The organism is Paenibacillus sp. 01T424, assembly GCF_056398745.1.
Window position 1 is genome coordinate 36,516 of the sequence record NZ_JBFTPZ010000037.1, and the last position, 19,861, is coordinate 56,376.

Annotated in this window: 19 protein-coding genes and 2 other annotated features; all 19 genes read left to right on the top strand. The window is 46.0% G+C overall.

Features of this window, described 5'->3' with window-relative positions; all coding sequences use genetic code 11:
- Window positions 1-55 precede the first annotated feature (55 nt).
- Window positions 56-296: a binding site (T-box leader), on the top strand.
- 56 nt (window positions 297-352) lie between these two features.
- The 19 genes from AC1DPK_RS24580 (at window position 353) to rpmA (ending at window position 19,665) form a co-directional block, all read left to right on the top strand.
- Window positions 353-2,995, top strand: a complete 2,643-nt coding sequence (locus AC1DPK_RS24580; protein WP_076271664.1) for a valine--tRNA ligase — start codon at window positions 353-355, stop codon at window positions 2,993-2,995.
- A gap of 29 nt (window positions 2,996-3,024) precedes the next feature.
- Window positions 3,025-4,410: a bifunctional folylpolyglutamate synthase/dihydrofolate synthase gene (locus AC1DPK_RS24585; protein WP_430057732.1), complete on the top strand. Its 1,386-nt coding sequence runs from the start codon at window positions 3,025-3,027 to the stop codon at window positions 4,408-4,410.
- 7 nt (window positions 4,411-4,417) lie between these two features.
- The gene (murC, locus tag AC1DPK_RS24590) at window positions 4,418-5,812 is read left to right on the top strand and encodes a UDP-N-acetylmuramate--L-alanine ligase (RefSeq protein ID WP_477511921.1); all 1,395 of its coding nucleotides are present in this window, start codon (window positions 4,418-4,420) and stop codon (window positions 5,810-5,812) included.
- A 984-nt stretch (window positions 5,813-6,796) separates the two neighbouring features.
- On the top strand, window positions 6,797-8,218 hold the full coding sequence (locus tag AC1DPK_RS24595) for an SPOR domain-containing protein (protein ID WP_477511922.1): 1,422 nt from the start codon (window positions 6,797-6,799) through the stop codon (window positions 8,216-8,218).
- Window positions 8,219-8,279: 61 nt separating this feature from the next.
- A complete protein-coding gene (locus AC1DPK_RS24600) occupies window positions 8,280-8,522 on the top strand; it encodes a DUF4321 domain-containing protein (protein ID WP_477511923.1) in 243 nt (80 codons plus the stop codon).
- 54 nt (window positions 8,523-8,576) lie between these two features.
- Entirely contained in the window at window positions 8,577-9,206 is a 630-nt protein-coding gene (locus AC1DPK_RS24605; RefSeq protein WP_477511937.1) for a Maf family protein, read from the top strand.
- A 90-nt stretch (window positions 9,207-9,296) separates the two neighbouring features.
- A complete protein-coding gene (gene radC, locus AC1DPK_RS24610) occupies window positions 9,297-9,986 on the top strand; it encodes a RadC family protein (protein WP_076270860.1) in 690 nt (229 codons plus the stop codon).
- Window positions 9,987-10,025: 39 nt separating this feature from the next.
- Window positions 10,026-11,054 carry a rod shape-determining protein gene (locus AC1DPK_RS24615; RefSeq protein ID WP_076270859.1) on the top strand — a complete coding sequence of 343 codons (1,029 nt, stop codon included), beginning with the start codon at window positions 10,026-10,028 and terminating at the stop codon, window positions 11,052-11,054.
- Window positions 11,055-11,127: 73 nt separating this feature from the next.
- Window positions 11,128-11,976 (top strand): rod shape-determining protein MreC, encoded by an 849-nt coding sequence (gene mreC / locus AC1DPK_RS24620; protein ID WP_430057735.1) that lies wholly within the window; start codon window positions 11,128-11,130, stop codon window positions 11,974-11,976.
- Window positions 11,973-12,497 carry a rod shape-determining protein MreD gene (mreD, locus tag AC1DPK_RS24625; RefSeq protein ID WP_076270857.1) on the top strand — a complete coding sequence of 175 codons (525 nt, stop codon included), beginning with the start codon at window positions 11,973-11,975 and terminating at the stop codon, window positions 12,495-12,497. Before mreC ends, mreD begins: the two co-directional genes overlap by 4 nt.
- A 65-nt stretch (window positions 12,498-12,562) precedes the next feature.
- Window positions 12,563-13,228 carry a septum site-determining protein MinC gene (locus AC1DPK_RS24630; RefSeq protein ID WP_076270856.1) on the top strand — a complete coding sequence of 222 codons (666 nt, stop codon included), beginning with the start codon at window positions 12,563-12,565 and terminating at the stop codon, window positions 13,226-13,228.
- 3 nt (window positions 13,229-13,231) lie between these two features.
- Window positions 13,232-14,023, top strand: a complete 792-nt coding sequence (gene minD / locus AC1DPK_RS24635; protein ID WP_054027234.1) for a septum site-determining protein MinD — start codon at window positions 13,232-13,234, stop codon at window positions 14,021-14,023.
- 7 nt (window positions 14,024-14,030) lie between these two features.
- Complete coding sequence (locus tag AC1DPK_RS24640) at window positions 14,031-15,176, top strand: FtsW/RodA/SpoVE family cell cycle protein (RefSeq protein ID WP_477511924.1); 1,146 nt, start codon at window positions 14,031-14,033, stop codon at window positions 15,174-15,176.
- Between the two features lie 162 nt (window positions 15,177-15,338).
- On the top strand, window positions 15,339-16,256 hold the full coding sequence (locus tag AC1DPK_RS24645) for a peptidoglycan DD-metalloendopeptidase family protein (protein WP_477511925.1): 918 nt from the start codon (window positions 15,339-15,341) through the stop codon (window positions 16,254-16,256).
- A complete protein-coding gene (locus AC1DPK_RS24650; RefSeq protein ID WP_477511926.1) occupies window positions 16,249-17,130 on the top strand; it encodes a M50 family metallopeptidase in 882 nt (293 codons plus the stop codon). Before AC1DPK_RS24645 ends, AC1DPK_RS24650 begins: the two co-directional genes overlap by 8 nt.
- 37 nt (window positions 17,131-17,167) lie before the next feature.
- Window positions 17,168-18,397 (top strand): Rne/Rng family ribonuclease, encoded by a 1,230-nt coding sequence (locus AC1DPK_RS24655; RefSeq protein ID WP_477511927.1) that lies wholly within the window; start codon window positions 17,168-17,170, stop codon window positions 18,395-18,397.
- A 101-nt stretch (window positions 18,398-18,498) separates the two neighbouring features.
- Window positions 18,499-18,588 (top strand) — a sequence feature (ribosomal protein L21 leader region).
- Window positions 18,589-18,603: 15 nt separating this feature from the next.
- Window positions 18,604-18,915 carry a 50S ribosomal protein L21 gene (gene rplU, locus AC1DPK_RS24660; protein WP_053374798.1) on the top strand — a complete coding sequence of 104 codons (312 nt, stop codon included), beginning with the start codon at window positions 18,604-18,606 and terminating at the stop codon, window positions 18,913-18,915.
- A gap of 11 nt (window positions 18,916-18,926) precedes the next feature.
- Window positions 18,927-19,265, top strand: a complete 339-nt coding sequence (locus AC1DPK_RS24665) for a ribosomal-processing cysteine protease Prp (RefSeq protein ID WP_054027239.1) — start codon at window positions 18,927-18,929, stop codon at window positions 19,263-19,265.
- An 88-nt stretch (window positions 19,266-19,353) separates the two neighbouring features.
- Window positions 19,354-19,665 (top strand): 50S ribosomal protein L27, encoded by a 312-nt coding sequence (rpmA, locus tag AC1DPK_RS24670; RefSeq protein ID WP_076270851.1) that lies wholly within the window; start codon window positions 19,354-19,356, stop codon window positions 19,663-19,665.
- Window positions 19,666-19,861: the final 196 nt, after the last annotated feature.

Sequence of the window (19,861 nt, forward strand, 5' to 3'; positions counted from 1 at the left end):
CTGCCGAGGTTGACTCAGGTCAGCAACAAAGGTATGATAAAAGTATATATGTGTTATAACGACATTGATGGGGAATAGTAGGCAGCAAAGCCTTCAGAGAGTGGAACCGTTACGCTGAGAGGTTCTGCAGGAAGTGACTGCTACGAGTCGCCCCGGAGTTGCCTGAGCCAAGTAGGAGCAACCTGTGCTCTACCGAAGTCAGGCCGGCCGCAGCCGTTATCTGTTTGAGTGCCATGCGGATACATTTCGTGTGGAACAAAGGTGGTACCACGGAAGCTTAACCTTTCGTCCTTTATGATAAGGGCGGCAGGTTTTTTTTGTTTTTGTAGATCGATTTATGGAGGATGGACGAATGTCAGAAAATCAAACGACAACTGCAATGCCGACAACTTATGATCCTAAGGCAGCTGAGCAGAAATGGTACGATTACTGGATGCAGGGAAAATTTTTCGAGGCAGGCAAACGACCGGATGCACAGACGTATACGATTGTTATTCCGCCTCCTAACGTTACCGGAATGCTGCATATCGGGCATGCGTTAGATTTTACCCTACAAGATATTTTAATTAGAACAAAGCGTATGCAAGGTTTCGACACGCTATGGGTGCCAGGAACTGACCATGCGGGCATCGCGACGCAAACAAGAGTTGAGCAGAAGCTGCGTGAGCAAGGAATTTCGCGCTACGACCTAGGTCGTGAAGCATTCCTAGAGAAAGTATGGGAGTGGAAGGATGAGTACGCAAGTACGATTCGCGATCAATGGTCGAAGATGGGACTTTCCCTCGATTATTCGAGAGAGCGGTTCACTTTGGATGAAGGCCTCTCCAAGGCTGTACGCGAGGTTTTTGTTAAGCTGTATGATAAGGGCTTGATCTATCGCGGCAAAAAAATCATTAACTGGGACCCTGCTGCTCGCACAGCTCTTTCAGATATTGAGGTAGAGCACAAGGAAATCAATGGTCATTTGTATCACTTGAAATACCCGCTTAAGGACGGTTCAGGCTTTATAACGGTTGCAACGACACGTCCAGAGACGATGCTCGGCGATACAGCTGTAGCGGTTCATCCAGAGGATGATCGTTACAAGCACTTGATTGGGCAAATGATCGTGCTTCCAGTCGTTGGGCGCGAAATTCCGATTATTGCAGATGAGTACGTCGATAAGGAATTTGGTTCAGGTGCCGTAAAAATTACGCCTGCACATGATCCAAATGACTTTGAAGTTGGCGAGCGCCACAGTCTGCCGCAGATCATTGTGATGGATGAGACAGGTACTATGAACGCTGAAGCTGGTCCTTATCAAGGTCTCGACCGTGCGGATTGCCGCAAGCAGCTCGTTAAGGATTTGCAGGAGCAAGGTGTATGCGTGGAAATCGAAGATCATGTGCATCAAGTTGGTCACAGTGAGCGAAGCGGCGCCGTTGTTGAGCCCTATTTGTCTACACAATGGTTCGTTGCAATGAAACCTCTAGCTGAGGCTGCAATCGCAGCTCAAAAGGCTGGCAAAGGTGTCAACTTCGTACCTGAGAGATTCGAGAAAATATATTTGCACTGGATCGAGAACGTACGCGATTGGTGTATTTCGAGGCAGCTATGGTGGGGTCACCGCATACCGGCTTGGTATGATGAGACGACAGGTGAAACACATGTCTCCCGTGAGAATATGGAGGGCGATCACCTTACCCAAGATAATGACGTGCTTGATACGTGGTTCAGCTCTGCATTATGGCCGTTCTCTACGCTAGGCTGGCCGGATGAAACGAATGACCTGAAACGTTATTACCCAACGGATGTACTCGTAACGGGTTATGACATCATTTATTTCTGGGTATCCCGAATGATCTTCACAGCTCTTGAGTTTACAGAGCAATCTCCGTTCAAGGATGTGCTGATGCACGGACTTGTTCGTGACTCCGAAGGACAAAAGATGTCCAAGTCGAAGGGCAATGGTGTCGATCCGCTTGAGGTTATCGAGAAATATGGTGCAGATGCTATGCGTTATATGATCTCGACAAGCAGCACGCCAGGACAGGATTTGCGTTTCCGCTGGGAGAAGGTTGAGCAATCGCGCAACTTTGCGAACAAGATTTGGAATGCATCACGCTTCGCGCTGATGAATCTTGAAGGGGTTGAAGCAGCTGATATTGATATCACTGTTAACCTCGGTACAGCGGATCGCTGGATTTTGCATCGTCTGAATGAAACGGTTCGTGATGTAACTCGATTAATTGACAGCTATGAGTTCGGTGAAACTGGACGTCTATTGTATAATTTCATTTGGGACGATCTTTGCGACTGGTACATTGAATTCGCTAAGCTTAGCCTTTACAGCACGGATGAAGCAGCTAAAAAAGCTACGCAATCGGTACTTGCTTATGTGCTAGACCGTACGCAGCGCCTTATTCACCCGTTCATGCCATATATCAGCGAAGAGATTTGGCAGCATCTGCCTCATGTTGGCGATACGATCACTTTGGCAGAATGGCCGGTTTATGATACTGCGCTTGAAGCGCCGGACGCTGTGAAAGAGATGGAGCTCCTGATGGAGATGATCCGTTCAGTGCGCAATATCCGAGCAGAAGTAAATGTTCCGATGAGCAAAAAGATTGAAATGCTAATTAAGCCTGCTAGCGAGGCTGAAGCTGCTATTATGTCCCGCAACGAAGAATTTATTAAACGTTTCTGCGGTACGTCAAGTTTGGAGACTGGCCTGCACATTAGTGCGCCGGACAAAGCAATGACTGCGATTTTAACTGGTGCTGAGATTTATTTGCCGCTTGCCGGCTTAATCGATATTGCTCAGGAGATTGCTCGTTTAGAGAAGGAACATCAGCATTTGAATACCGAGGTAGAGCGGATTGAGAAGAAGCTCAGCAATGAAGGCTTTGTGGCAAAAGCGCCAGCTAAGGTTATCGATGAAGAACGCGCCAAAATGAACGATTATGCAGACAAACGCGACAAGGTACTAGCTAGAATTGCGGAATTGCGCGGATAACGCTGCAAAACGGAAGAAGGACGATTAGTATGGCAGAACAACAAATAGAGCAGCGGCCTGCAGGGCCGCTGCAATCCTACCGGGAAGCGGTAGATTGGATTACTGGGCTAATTCCATTCGGTATACGTCCAGGTCTTGATCGGATCGAGGAATTGATGGAACGGCTGGATAATCCGCATCGCAGATTAAAGTTTATCCACATTGCCGGGACAAATGGGAAAGGGTCTACTTGTGCATATTTGACGAGCGTTTTGCTGCGCGGCGGATATGATGTAGGCACATTTACATCGCCATATATAACGAAGTTTACGAATCGTTTTCAATATAACGGCATCGATATCGAAGAAGAGACGCTGCTTAGACTTGCCAACGAGCTAAAACCTCATGTTGATGAGCTTGCTCAGACAGAACTAGGCTCGCCTACGATGTTTGAAGTATCTACAGCGCTGGCTATTCTTTTTTATGCAAAGGTCACTTATCCCGATTATGTCGTGTGGGAGACTGGACTTGGCGGCAGGCTTGATGTGACGAATATCGTTCAACCGGTTGTTTCCGTCATTACGAATATTGGCCATGACCATATGGATAAACTCGGTGATACGATTGCTGCAGTTGCGAGCGAAAAAGCTGGCATTATTAAAGCAGGAATACCGGTTATTAGTGCGGTTACTCAGCCAGAGGCAATTGAGGTTATCAAGCAAGCAGCTGAAGGTAAAAAAAGCACGCTATATTTGTTAGGTGAGCAGTTCCATGAAACGGCAATCTCGGTTCGCGAGAATGAACAAACTTTCCGCTTCGACAATCTATTCCGCAGCATCGAGCCTTTGACAATCACGCTAAATGGCGCCCATCAACGGACGAATGCAGCGGTTGCTGTCATGACGCTTGAGATACTTCGCCAATATAATGCACTGGTCATCGAAGATGATGTTCTGGCGGAAGGGCTTCAAAAGGCTGCGTGGCCGGGACGACTTGAGATGGTTTCTGATCAGCCTCGTATTTTGGTCGATGGCGCACATAATCCAGAAGGTGCAGAGTCACTCGTGGACGCTTTAAAAAATACTTACAAATATGATCGGTTACATCTTATGATGGGTATGCTGGAGAATAAGAATCATCAGGATGTTCTTAAGCATATACTACCAATAGTGGATACGCTTATTGTGACCGAGCCTGACTATCGAATGAAAAARGATGCCTCTGCTTTGGCTGATTTGGTACGTGAAATGCGTCAGCAACAGCCAGATCAGTACGCTTTCGAGCTTGTAGTGGAATCAAACTGGCAAGCAGCATTACAAAAACTACAACAGTTAACCGGGGAAACAGACCTTGGAGTCGTGACAGGCACGCTATATTTAATTGCTGACGTTCGCTCCCGCATTTTGTATGACTCGGATTCTGAAAAAGGTTGGTGAACCGTCTTTGAATACGGCAGAACACGTTCATTTCATCGGAATCGGCGGTTACGGAATGAGTGCCATTGCCCGCGTTATGCTGGAAATGGGCTATAAGGTGACCGGGTCCGATGTCGCACGTCAAGAATTAACAGAGAAGCTTGCAGCAAATGGTGCCAGCATTTATATCGGTCATCAGCCCGAGCATGTGAATGGAGCGGACTTGGTCGTATACTCTACGGCACTTTCCAAAGATAATGTTGAACGGAAAGCAGCTGAAGAGCTCAATATCCCAGTTTTGCATCGATCGCAAATGCTGGCTAGATTGATGAATGCAGGCAAAGGAATCGCAGTAGCCGGCGCACATGGCAAGACGACGACCTCTTCAATGATCGCGCTTGTTATGGAATCTTGCGGTGCGGATCCAACCTATATTATCGGTGGCGAAATCGTTAATGTAGGTACAAACGCAAAAGCGGGCAAAGGTGAATACGTCGTAGCGGAAGCGGACGAGAGTGATGGTTCATTCCTTCATTATCACCCTACGCTTGCTATCGTGACGAATATTGAGCCGGATCATCTTGAAAATTATGATGGCGATTTCGGCAAGCTGAAGGCTGCTTATGTGCAGTTTTTGCAGCAGGTGAAAGCGGACGGCAAGGCGATTGTATGCGCGGATGACGAGACGGTTAACGAATTGATACCGCAAGTATATCAAGGCAATATGAACTCATCGCAGCTAGTGACTTATGGCATTGACGGCGATGCAGACTATAAAGCTCAAAATGTTGTACTTGGAGACCGGAAGGTAACCTTTACAATGACGCATAAAGGGACATTGCTTGGAGATGTGGAGCTATCTGTTCCAGGTCTTCACAATGTGTACAATGCAATGGCTACTGTTATTACTTGTCTCGAAGCAGGCTTGTCCTTTGACAAAATTGCTGTTGCGATTCAATCATTTAGAGGCGCGAAACGCCGCTTCCAGGTGCTTGGGGAAGTTAATGATATTTTGGTCATTGATGACTATGCGCATCATCCAACGGAGATCAGAGCGACAATCAGCGCTGCAAAAGCAACAGGTAAGCGTATTATTGCCGTGTTTCAACCACAGCGTTATACGCGGACGTTTTTCTTATTCGAGCAATTCAGCCGCGCATTCCCAGAGGCCGATGAGGTAATTATTACCGACATCTACTCGCCGGCAGGCGAACTGCAAATCGAAGGAGTAACATCCCGCAAGCTGGTGGAGCTGATCAAAAGCAACAGCAACGCGAACTCCGAGTATATTCCAACCAAAGAAGAAGTGCTTGCATACTTGACTGAGCGGGTCGCACCAGGCGATCTTGTTATCACCATGGGAGCAGGCGACATTTGGAAGGTAGCGGATTCGTTAGCGAAATCGTTAAAATCAAACCAATAAGCAGCTAATGCCCGGGATTCCATATCGGAATCACCGGGCATTTTGTATAAGCATGGGACTTTTCGTAAAAAAGGCTCTAAATAAGCCCACATAAAATTAGCTTCAAAAATCGATAAAGTTGAATCTCACTAATCCAATTCCCTGTCCCCCAATTCAATTGCTTGTACTCACTACCTAATTCACCTCTCACTCTATACCTCACTCATTCACTCACTCACTCACTCACTCACTCACTCACTCACTCATTCACTCACTCATTCACTCACTCATTCACTCACTCATTCATTCACTGATCTAATCAACCCACTTAAACTAGCACTAGCTCAAAATCCTCATAATTCAACAACCCAATAACCTATGTTTTAAAAAGCCTCCACCGCCTCCCAGCGGGACGGAGTGCACTAAACCTCATAAATCTACAATCAAAATTTACGGACCCTTAATAATCCGTTTACGGGTCTCAGAATACGCATCAAGGTTTTATGAAACGCCGAGCGTGTCAAAGCGGGACAGGCTTTTGTTAGTCCAATTGCGAGTCTCAGAGGATGCAGTAAGGTTTGTAGAAGCTTCCAGCGTGTCTAAGTAGGGACGAAGCTCACTCCAAGCGACATTTGCTTATTAACGCTAGTTGCAGACTTTTAATATTTCAATTGGGAGTCTCAGAGGATGCAGCAAGGTTTGTAGAAGCTTCCAGCGGGTCCCAGAGGGACAAAGCGCTCCAACGCTTCATGAACTGTTGGACGCCGGATGTGGTTGTACGTTAGTTGAGTTGCGGGTGTCCAGAGGGTGCAACCCTTGGGGCCCTCCCTTGGAAGGGAGGGTTTGGGTGGGTTCGAAAATCATTTAATCTTTAATTTTGAAATGGTAATCTCTTTAATTTAAAACCTTTGAAGGTTTGGTAGATAACCCTCTAAGGGCATGGGTCTAAATCTCTCAAATGTCTCATAGATTAATACTAGATGAAAGGGACAAGGAGTGGATGAAATGACTCAGAAAAACCGTATTACTTATCGTTTTGACCGTAATGGCAATGGACAGTCCGTTAACGAAGAAAGCCGCAGCAATGACAATCAACAAGAGGCTCTCGACCATAAAGCAGCATCACCCAACAACTCTAATAACAATGCGAATAAAATGATTTCCAAGAAAGTTGTTCCTCTATACCCATCTACAGAGAAGCATTCCGTCAGCGAAGTGAGTCCATGGAACAGTCCGTTCCAAGAGGATATTGGCGCATTGGAGCAGCTTATTAGAGATGCTGATTCGAAGCCAGTATCCACTCCAAAACAGGCTCAGCCCAATCCTCCAAAAGAGAAGAAAAAAACGATAAAACCAACCTTTATGGATGATCCCTATGAGCAGCCTGAGGATCAACAGACATATACGGAAAGGTATTCAGATAGGGAATATATGCAGGAGCCGATTCAAGCGTATGAAGAAGAGTTCGTAGAAGACGAAATCAGTATAAAAAGAGTGAACAATGCGCGAGCGAAACGTAAGGCGGGAGCGCCATCATGGTTTAATGTATTTTTGTCAGTGACGGCTGCGCTTGCTACTGGAGCGCTGTTTGGTTATTTATTGTTGTCATTGTTTACGGGGGCAAGCATTTGGCCGGGAGGAACTGGTAATAAGCCTGACTCAGTACCCGTGATTGGTGATTCTGTCCAAGAAGGAACAGGCAAAGAACCGGTTGCAGGTGTAGGTGAGGAAAGCAAGGAAGCGGGAGTTGAAAATAAAAATGACCCTGCAGCAAAACCAGATCCGAATACTGCGATGGCTGCACTTAAGGGGCTGGATCGTTCTTATTATTTGCTGCAATTTGGCGTGTTTAGCAATACAGAGGGCAGGGATGCCGCAATGGCGCAATTGGCCGAGAAAGGGCTTGCTGGCGCTGCTATGACAAGTGCTGCTGATTATCGCGTATATGTAGGCATGGGTACAGATCGAAAAGGAGCTCAGGTTATTCGGAATATGATGCCGGAAATCGATCTTTATATCAAAGAAGTAAATATAGTAAATCCAGGAAAAATACCGTTTAAAGGCGATCAAAAAGCAGCACAATCTTTCTTCGATCAAACGGCTGTAGTCGTCCAAATGTTGGATGAATTAACATTAGCCCAGCTGGAACAGCCGACCTTATCGCCGCTTGGCGATGTTGCAGCAAATTCGTGGAAAGCCGAGCATCAAAAATGGACAGAAAACGCGGAAACGCTGCGAATAGGTATAGTAGATGCGGAAGGTAAGGCCTATTTGGATAAAATCAATCAAGCGATGAATGCGGCAGCAAAGACGATGGCAGAGTACGATAAAAAGCCTTCTCAAGCACAATTGTGGAAGACGCAAGCGGAAGTTATGAAAGTGATCATTACGCAAAAAGAATGGTTTGAGAAGATCAGCGCATTGTAAACGAATAGGTTCATGCGTATAATAGTCTTAGGTGTCATTTCATGGCGAGAGGCGTTGAAAGATGAAGAAAAACGGCTGGATTCTTCTCATATTTATCATACTTGGATTGTTGGCTGGCGCTCTAGTAGCGCGATGGCTGACTCCAGTTCCAGGCATCTCTTTTTTAACGAAACCAATCGAAACATCATGGTCACCTGCTGTCGATCTATATGTGCTCAGTTTCAATCTAACGCTTCATCTGCAAATCAGCTTGTTTAGCTTAATTGGAGCCGTAATTGCAATATGGTTATACCGCAAAATGTAGTGCAGCAGACATTGACGCATGAAGGAAAGCATGAAGGAGCGCAGCATTCAATTTATGGAATATAAAAAATTACGCAACGAAGCGATTAGCCAGCTCGTACTGGCCTCTTCGTCACCGCGCCGGAAGGAACTGGTCGCATCGCTGGACCTTTCTTTGCCGGTTTATATTTTGTCTACTGATACGGATGAAACGATTGAAGCGGGCTGGTCGCCATCGGAAGTTGTTGAGCAGCTCAGCCTGCGCAAAGCAAAAGCAGCTATACCTCTACTGCAACAAAAGCAGGAGGTACCAACGTCTTTAATTATTGGTGCGGACACCATTGTCGTGCTTGACGGAGATGTGCTTGGCAAGCCTGTTGACGACGAAGAGGCAAAGTCTATGCTTAGACGCCTTCAAGGCCGCTCCCATGAAGTGTATTCAGGAGTTGCTTGTGTTCTCTCTACTAGCGGGGAAGCATTGGTTGCCCATCGCAAAACGAAGGTAATGATGAAGCCGCTTAGTGAGGATCAGATTGCTAGGTACGTTGCTACCGGCGAGCCGAGGGACAAGGCGGGCTCTTATGGCATACAAGGACTTGGAGCGACGATTGTAGAGCAAATTGACGGCTGTTATTTTAATGTCGTTGGCTTGCCGTTATCGCTTCTCTCAGACATGCTCGCTTCCTATGACATTGCTGTTTTTTAAAAGGTAATTTAATTGATTTCAATCGGATTTTTTTTCATGAATGTGGCAGGATATGAATAATTCATTTTTTCGAAGAGGCGGGATTGGGACATGTTGCCGCAACCTATGATTTTGCGTGAAGTCCCCCATGAAGAACGTCCAAGAGAGCGCATGATGAAATATGGGGCAGAAGCACTTAGCCATACCGAATTGTTAGCCATACTGCTGCGAACAGGTACGAAGCGGCAATCTGCCGTACATTTGGCAGGAGCGGTGCTTAAGCAATGCGGCAGCCTGCGTAATTTAATGGATATGAGCATGGAACAATTAACAGCCATTCGAGGAATTGGTCCGGCAAAGGCGATTCAGCTTCGTGCTGGCATTGAACTGGGGAGAAGAATTTCCCGGAGTCAGCTGGGTGAGACGGTTATTGTGCGCAAGCCGCAGGATGCTGCGGAATATGTGATGGAAGAGCTTCGCTATTTGAAGAAGGAGCACTTCGTATGTTTATTTTTAAACACAAAAAACCATATTATTGCCCGCGAAACCTTATCTGTCGGTACGCTTAATGCATCGCTAGTACATCCTCGAGAAGTATTTCGTGCAGCTATTTCACGTAACAGCGCATCTATCATTTGTGTTCATAATCACCCAAGCGGCGATCCTACGCCAAGCCCGGAAGACATTGCGTTAACGGGACGTCTAGCGGAAGCTGGACAGCTAGTCGGAATTGAAGTTCTTGACCATTTGGTAATCGGTGACGGAAGATTCGTAAGTTTGAAGGAACAAGGTCATATGTAATATAATTAAGTGATGTGGCAATTAGAAGGGAGCAAGAACATGTTTGGTGGTTTTTCGAAAGATTTGGGTATTGATTTAGGAACAGCGAATACGTTGGTATTCGTCAAGGGAAAAGGAATTGTGGTAAGGGAGCCTTCCGTGGTGGCCCTTCGTACAGATACAAAAACAATTGAAGCAGTAGGCGAGCAAGCCAAAAAAATGATCGGTAGAACGCCCGGCAACATTCGTGCTGTTCGTCCGATGAAAGATGGCGTTATCGCTGATTTTGAAACGACCGCTACGATGATTAAATATTTTATTCGCCAAGCCCAAAAACAGCGTTCTTTATTTCCTCGTCATCCAAACGTAATGGTTTGTGTGCCGTCAGGCATAACAGCGGTTGAGAAACGCGCAGTCGAGGATGCGACTAAGCAAGCTGGAGCTCGTGAGGCCTATACGATTGAAGAACCATTCGCAGCAGCGATTGGCGCTGATTTGCCTGTATGGGAGCCGACAGGCAGCATGGTAGTTGATATTGGCGGAGGTACAACAGAGGTTGCTGTTATTTCATTAGGCGGAATCGTTACGGCGAGATCCATTCGTGTAGCTGGTGACGAGATGGATGAAGCGGTTATTCAATATATTAAAAGACAATACAATCTGATGATCGGGGAACGTACATCCGAGCAGCTGAAGATGGAAATTGGTTCAGCACTTCCACTGGATCGTCCGGAAACGATTGAAATTCGTGGACGCGATCTCGTATCGGGATTGCCTAAGACACTAGCGATTACATCCGATGAGATTACAGAAGCATTAGCAGATACCGTTAATGCCATTGTTGACGCGGTGAAAGTAACGCTGGAGAAATGCCCGCCGGAGTTGTCTGCGGACATTATGGATCGCGGTATCGTGCTCACAGGCGGCGGCGCCTTGCTGCGCAATCTGGACAAGCTGCTTCAAAGAGAGACAGGCATGCCTGTTATTGTTGCCGACAATCCGCTTGATTGTGTTGCGATCGGTACTGGCCGCTCGCTCGATAATATTCATTTATTTAAAGCAAGAAGCTCATCTCGTTCGAGACGCTAAGTTAGGTCCGATGGGGAAACGGATATGAAATGGGCAGGTGGTCGAGCTGTTTAAGCTAATGAGAAATAAGCGTATGTTTATGCTTATGATCGGGTTTATTTTATTCATAGCGGTCATCGGCTTCTCGCTAAGCGACCGCAAGGAATTATCGTGGCCGGAGAAATTTTTGAAGGATTCGGCAGCATACGTGCAGCAATGGTTCTACAAGCCCGCTGGTTATATAGCGGGCTTCTTCGAGGATATTAGTAATTTACGTACGATTTATGAAGAAAATGAGCAGCTGCGCCTTACAGCTGCAGCTTATTCTCGTGACAAGATTAATTACAATTTCGTAGAAAAAGAGAATGAACGTTTAAAGGCAGAACTCTCGTTCACACAGCGTCAGAAAGAGATGTACAATTATAATTATTTGATCGCACAGGTTGTATCGATCAGCAACGATGCGAATAACCGCACGATGACGATTAACCTAGGTTCCAGAGATGGCATCAAACCGAATATGGCCGTAACAACCATAGAAGGGTTGATCGGTCTCGTAAGTTCAGTAACCCCCAATTCGGCAGCTGTTACTCCAATTACAGAACTTGACGAAGCATCACCAACGTTCAACTCCATTGCTGTGACGATTATGGGTCGTGAGAATGAATCATTTGGTGTTCTGAGCAGCTACAACAAGGAAACGTCTAGAATCGTTATGACGAAAATCGCCGAAGACGATAAAATGGAATTTCAAGATACAGTTATTACATCTGGCCTAGGCGGAATTTATCCAAGAGGACTCGTTGTCGGAACGGTTGAAAACAAGCAGCTTGGCGACTTCGGCCTTACATATACAGCATCGGTCAAGCTATCAGCAAGTTTTGATCATCTGACTGAGGTATTTGTTGTTCAGGTCCCTGAAATGGAGGAAGCCGAGAAATGAGCTTGAACCGAATCATCCTGCTCATGTTGCTCTTGTTTGTTATCGAGGGAGCAGTGATGCCGTGGATTATTCCAGCCGGCTTCGGTCAACGGATCATTCCTCACTTTGTATTTGTAATGGTCATCTTCTCAGGCCTATATAGCAGAAGGCATCTTGCACTCATGCTTGGCATAAGCTTCGGATTGCTTCAGGATATTGTATACTTTGGTCATCTGCTTGGAATTAATGCGTTTATTATGGGTTTAATGGGTTACTTTACTGGCGTATTGCTGGAGCATCGCCGTTCAACGCTTATGATGGCGATTTCTGTTGTGGGTTTTGCCTGCATTCTATATGACAGCGCCATATATTTCATTTACAAAGCATTTCGAATTACGAATGAAAGTTATGCATGGGCTCTTATCGATCATATCCTTCCTAGTTTATTTTTACAGCTGGCGTTTGCACTCTTGTGTTATGTACCGGCGCGAAAATGGTTTGAAGGGCAGACATTGGTCAAAGCAGAGAAGGATGAGGAATAAAATATTGCTGCAGGCAGGATTTTGCCCAGCTTAGCAAGAATCCATTAGGTTGGGGAGGGACGAACGTGACCGATAAGCAGCATATTATTATTAAGGGTGTAAAAGAAGGTCTCGTGTTCCTTCTCGACGATAAATGTGAATTTGCGACGCTTCTAGATGAATTGCAATACAAGCTGGAGAAGACGCATCAGCAGTTGCTCACAGGTCCCCTTGTTCACGTTCAGGTGAAGCTTGGATCCAGGCAGATTTCTGATGATGATAAAGATCGCATCAAAAACGTGATACGTTCACAAGGAAACCTAATGGTTCAATCTGTTGAGTCTGAAGCGCCTAAGATCGATCCTCAGCTCGGACAGCAACCTAATCTGCAAGTGCTCACGTCTATTATACGCTCAGGCCAAACTTATGAGCATGATGGGGATTTACTTTTAATCGGCGATTTGAATCCAGGCGGTACTTTAATGTGTACAGGTGACATATATGTGCTGGGTGCATTGCGTGGAACCGCGCATGCTGGGATTGGCGGGAGGACGGACGTGATTATAGCGACTTCACTCATGCGGCCAACTCAGCTCCGCATTGCGGATGTAATCAGCAGACCGCCAGAGGAATGGATGACCGGCGATGCCTCTATGGAGTTCGCCTTCTTAAGTGAAGGTAGAATGCAAATTGATAAGCTAGCGCAATTATTCCGCATACGGCATAATCCTATAATGTTTAAAGGAGTGTAGAATATGGGAGAAGCGATTGTTGTAACATCAGGAAAAGGCGGCGTCGGCAAGACGACCACTTCGGCGAACCTGGGTACCGCGCTAGCTTTACTTGGTAAGAAGGTTTGCATGGTTGATACAGATATCGGACTTCGCAATCTGGACGTGGTTATGGGACTTGAGAATCGAATCATTTATGATTTGGTTGATGTTGCCGAGGGCCGCTGCCGCTTGAATCAGGCGCTCGTTAAGGACAAGCGCTTTGAAGAGCTATACATGCTTCCTGCCGCACAGACGAAGGATAAGGATTCTGTTACGCCTGAACAAGTTCGAAATATGATTTTAGAGCTCAAGAAAGAGCATGACTATGTTATTATTGATTGCCCAGCGGGGATTGAGCATGGCTTTCGAAACGCAATTGCAGGTGCAGATCGGGCTATCGTGATCACTACACCTGAGAACGCTGCGGTGCGGGATGCCGATCGTGTAATCGGACTGCTGGAGCAGGAGAAAATACCAAGTAAGCTGATCATTAACCGGATTCGTCAAAATATGATGAAAACGGGTGAAATGTTGGATATCGATGAAATTTGTCAAGTGCTGGCAGTCGATTTGATCGGAATCGTACCTGATGATGAGAAAGTTATTTCTGCTGCAAACAGCGGAGAGCCGACAGTTATGAATCCGGCTTCACGTGCCGCAATCGCCTACCGGAACATCGCACGCCGCATACTTGGCGACATGGTTCCTCTCATGCTGCTTGATGAGAAGGCGGGAGCGTTCAAACGTTTCCGTAAGTTCCTCGGAATAGGATGATTACGACTTGCTTAACAAATTAAAAAAGCTGGATTGGGGAATTTTGATAATCTTAGTTTTCCTTATGATTATCAGTATCGTACTTGTCTATAGTGCAACTGCAAATAATCCAAAGTACGCCGGTCATGAGATCAAACAGCTGAAGTTTTACGGCTTAGGCTTTTTTGTAGCTATCGCAGCCACCTTATTTGATTATCGTATCGTTCTCAAGAGCTGGCATGTCCTTTATGGCATAGGGGTTACATTGTTGATTCTTGTTTATTTCTTTGGAGCGGTTATAAATGGGGCTAGAGGATGGTTTCAGTTTGGAGCCTTATCGTTTCAGCCTGCGGAAATGGTCAAAATTATACTCATTATCGGTATCGCTTATATTATGGGACGACGGCAAGGCGATCGGCTGACGTTCACACAAGATTTGCTTCCGATTGCAGCATTTGCTTTCCTGCCGTTTATGCTCGTAATGATTCAGCCGGATCTCGGCAATGCGATCATATACGTAGTTATCGTGTTAGGGATGTTATGGATTGGGAATGTCAAATATTCTCATGTCATTACAGGGATTACCGTCGTTGTTGTAAGTCTTGTCCTTTTTGTTTCTCTGTTCAATACATTCAATCAAGAAATTTACAATTACTTGAAAGATAATGAAATGGGACATTGGCATAAAAGGATTAATACATTCATTAATCCGGAGACGGCAACTGCAGATGATAAACATCAATCGGAAAATGCACAAATTGCAATCGGTTCAGGCGGTTTAAACGGTGACGGTTATATGCAAGGCGATATGAAAAATGGCGGTTTTGTACCTTATCCGTATTCTGACTCGATTTTTGTTGTTATCGGCGAGGAATTTGGTTTTCAAGGCGCAGCCATCTTATTGCTTCTGTATTTCTTGCTCATATATCGGATGATTATTATTGCTTTTAAGTGTTATGATTTGCGAGCCTCGTACATTATTATTGGCATCGTGTCCATGTATGTGTTCCAGGTGTTCCAAAACATCGGAATGATGATTGGAATTATGCCAATTACGGGAATTACGCTACCGTTTATTAGTTATGGAGGCACATCTCTACTGCTTAATATGTTGTCAATCGGACTTGTATTCAGCATTAAGGCACATCAAGAAAAATATGAGATGGCTGACTAAAGGTTAGCCAAGTTAGAAAGCTGCTTCTGAGACGGATGTTATCCGATCTTGGGGTGGCTTTTTTTATGATCAGCTGCGCTCGCATACTTGTCTCAATCCCCACATATCCATGTATAAAGGAACAAGCTGTCCCAAGGACGATGGAAGCGGGGGAAAAATGAGATGTTAATGAAGGATAATGAGAAGCGGCGCAATCAGCATAAAAATCAAAATACAGGGGATCGGAACTCTGTGCCTTTACAAGAAGAGGACATATATTCAGACCCTCGCATGCCATACAAGCACGGATATTTTGATGAAGACGAGGCGGAGGAGCTTGATCCAGAGGTCGTTTGGAAAACCAATCCTAATCCATGGGCAAATTGGAACGAGGACAAAGGGTATGTTGATAATAGAAGATTTATAAAAGGGCCAGTTCTATCGAATGAGAACGATCCGGGATCAGGCGGCGGGAAAAATAATTATACTTTCGGCAAGGAGCTGAAATGGAAGCTAGCAGTAGCATTGCTGTTATTTGGCGCGGTATGGGCTATGTTTCGATATGATACGGAATACACGCTCAAGGGACAAGCGCTCGTAAAACAAGCGCTTACGGATGAGATTGATTTTGCAGCTGCGGCTGCTTGGTATAAGGAAACGTTTGCTGGGGCTCCCTCCTTTATTCCTATTTTTCAGGACGATCCTGAACCTGCAGTAGGCGCAGATGGAACGGTAAAGCTGCCTATCGTAACCCCATTGGAAGGAGGATCGCTTGTTCGAACGTTTGCGGAGATGCTTAATGGTATAGAGCTTGCTGGAAGCTCTGAAGCAGAGGTTGTTGCAGCAGAGACGGGGCGCGTATTGCTATTATCAGATCAGAGTACGCAAGGTTCGACTATTGTTATCCAGCATGTCAATCAGCGCGTAACCGTATATGGGATGCTTGGGAAAACGAATGTAAAAGTAAACGACTGGGTTGAGGCAGGGGATTCTATCGGCAACCTGCTGAAAGCTGAAGGTACGCAGCCAAGCCTGCTATATTTTGCTGTTAAACAAAATGATTTGTATATCGATCCCGTGGGCGTGATACCGATTGATTAAATGGAAAGGAATCCTATGGTCGGTCCATCCGTTGTTCGTTATCATTATGCTTGGGTCGGTCATGACAGGATATTTTGCCGAGCTGATTACCTTGTTTTTACTCGTGCTTGTCCATGAAATTGGGCATGTTATTGTAGCTCGGGGTTATGGCTGGACGATAAAGGAAGTAAAGCTGCTGCCCTTTGGCGGTGTTGTCGAGGTTGAGGAAGCCGGCGGCGTACCTGCAAAAGAAGAAGCTATTGTAGCGATTGCGGGTCCTTTGCAAAACGTTTGGATGGGACTAGCAGCGTGGGGCTGCGGGCAGCTTGGCATATGGGACTTAGCATGGGCGGAGTATGTATGGAAAGCAAATCTAATGATCGGCTTGTTCAACCTGCTGCCTATTCACCCACTTGACGGAGGAAAGCTGCTGCAGGCGGCATTAAGCTACACGGTTAACTATTATAAAATGCTTATTTGGAGCGCGCGAGTCAGCTTGTTTTTTAGTGTGCTGATGATCATCGTCTCCTTGCTTCCATGGTTAGTGTATAAGGATGGGATTCAACTCAATCTGCTCATTGTCGGCCTATTTCTTGTGATGACGAATTGGACGTACTATCGTAATGTTCCGTATTTGTTTTATCGTTTTCTGATGTACCGGGAAAGGATCACGCTGCAGGCGCTGAGGCTCGGACACATTGCAAGTCCTTTAATCGTAAGCGGCAAGCAGTCAATCATCTCGGTAGCAAGGCTCTTTCAAAGGGAGCGATATCATTTGATATACATGGTGGAGTCGCACAGCAAGGAGGTCAGAGTGCTTCCGGAGCAGAAAATTGTAGAAGGATGTTTGTCCGAAAATAATCCGAATCGTGCAGTGTCGGAACTTTTCAGTTAAAATAGATGAAAAGCGTACGGGCAGGTGATATTCAGGAATGAAGCAAATGTTGATGCACGTTAACGGTGAAATGCTGCAAACCGCTGTACTGGAAAATGGCCGCCTAGTCGAATTTTTTATGGAAAAATCAAAAGCAAGCAGTTTGGTTGGCAATGTTTATAAAGGTCGTGTCGTGAACGTGCTGCCTGGCATGCAGGCGGCTTTCGTAGATGTAGGACTAGCTAAAAATGCATTTTTGTACATTGATGAGCTGCTCCACCCTCATTTGGAAAAACAGCCAGCTGAAAAGCCGCTCATTCAAAATATGGTCAAGCCGAGGCAGGAATTGCTCGTACAAGTTATGAAGGAGCCGCTGGGAGGCAAGGGCGCCCGTGTCACTACACATTTTTCACTGCCTGGCCGGTTTCTTGTTTATATGCCAAATGCCGATTATATTGGCGTTTCCAAAAAAATCAGTTCCGAAAGCGAGCGGTCGAGATTGCGGGCCATCGGCGAGAAGCTGCGTGAGCTGGAGGAAGGCATTATTTTAAGAACGGCGGCTGGAGCTGAAAGCGAGCTGTCTTTGCATGCCGATGTCGCTGGGTTAAGAGAGATTTGGCAAAGCATTTCGGAGCGAAGCGTGGAAGCGACTGCGCCAAGCGAGCTGCATAGAGAGGCAGGTCTCATGCGGAGGGCTGTACGAGACACGCTTACGATGGATATGGATGAAATATGGATAGACAATGCGGAGAGGTTTGAGGAAGCGTCAGCTCTGCTGGAGGAAATGACCCCTCAGCTTCGTGAGCGGTTAAAATGTTTTGAATCAAGGCAAGGCAATTCTTTATTTGATACGTATCGTGTGACGGAGCAGGTAACGAGAGCGTTCGAGCGCAAAATTCAGCTTACCTGCGGGGGGCACCTCATATGGGAAGAGACGGAAGCTCTGACGGTTATTGATGTGAACACAGGCAGATTTATTGGGACATCTGGCCTTGAGGACACTGTGTTCCGCACGAATATGGAAGCAGCAGACGAGATTGCAAGATTGCTCCGAGTTCGAGATGTAGGCGGCATTATTATTATTGATTTTATTGATATGGAGCAGGACAACCATCGCGAGCAGGTTATGCAAAGACTCGTAGAGAAAGCGCGCAATGATCAAACCAAATGTACGATTTTGGGCTGGACAAAGCTCGGATTAATTGAAATGACGCGTAAAAAGGCTCGTGAGAATGCTGTCCATCAACTGATCGAGCGCTGTGAGAGCTGCGGAGCGCACATAAAATGATCAGAGTTGTATAAATAGTTTAAATTTTCTTGTTGGATGAATTGATATAGCTTGCATAGTATGGTACAATCTTTGGGTGTGTGTCTCGTACCTCATTGGAATGGGACGTACAAGTACCGCTCCGATTGGGTAAACAAGCGTTTACGGCGCATGCCGTGAGCCACCTGAATTAGGCGAGTCTTCGAAAATAAGGAGGTGCACCAACAATGTTCGCAATTATCGTAACTGGCGGCAAGCAATACAAAGTTCAGGAAGGCGATGTAATCTACATCGAAAAACTGGATTCTGAAGCAGGCGAAAGCGTAACGTTTGATCGTGTTTTGGCGGTTTCTAAAGGTGACGGTCTTGTAACTGGAACTCCGGTTGTTTCCGGCGCTACAGTAACAGGCAAAGTCGAGAAACAAGGCAAAGGCCAAAAAATCATCGTTTACAAATACAAAGCCAAAAAGAACTATCGTCGTAAGCAAGGTCATCGTCAACCGTTCACAAAAGTAACAATCGAGAAAATCCAAGCGTAAGAGGAATTTCTATGATAACAGTTACCTTTGTACGAAGAGCCGCTGACAGACGTATCGTATCATTTGCGGTCGAAGGACATGCTAAATATGCGAAGCCCGGCAAAGATATCGTTTGTGCGGGTGTATCAGCCATCTCGGTTGGTACCGTTAACGCGATCGAAGCTCTAGCGGGAGAGGAGCTCCCTGCCAAGATGAAGAACGGCTGGCTATCGTCGGATATTCCGACGCTTGCAGACGAGGCTTCAGACGGCCGGATGCAGCTGCTGCTGGAATCGATGGCGGTTATGCTTGACACTATTGCAAAATCATACGGCAAGCATGTCGTTATTCATGAACATCTTAATGCGTAAGCATTCGGTGCAGGTTTGTTTTACAAGCCTCTAGTTCATGCTTACGGTGCAGCTTTGCTCACCAATCCTTTAGAAGGAGGGAATAACTATGTTGAAACTGAATCTTCAGCTCTTCGCTTCGAAGAAAGGTGTAGGTTCCACTAGAAACGGACGTGACTCACAGTCGAAACGCCTTGGCGCTAAACGTGCTGACGGTCAAACCGTATCTGCTGGAAGCATCTTGTTTCGTCAACGCGGAACAAAAATTCACCCAGGAACTAACGTAGGCATCGGGAAAGACGATACGCTTTTTGCATTAGTAGAAGGCGTAGTGAAGTTCGAACGTTGGGGACGCGACCGCAAAAAAGTGAGCGTGTATCCAGCTGTTCTTGCTCCGGTAGCTGCAGCAGTAGAAGCTTAATACAACCTTATATATGCAACAAGCCCCGGCCTGCATCGCTTGGCCGGGTTTTTTTATTCCATGGCTGATGACCGTAGGACGGCTGCGTGATATACTGGATAAGCAAGCAAAAATGCCTAAGGCGTCTTGGACGCTGAAGCAGCTTTGACGGGGAAATATAATATATTCGTTATTATATTTTCGGGAAATACGAAGA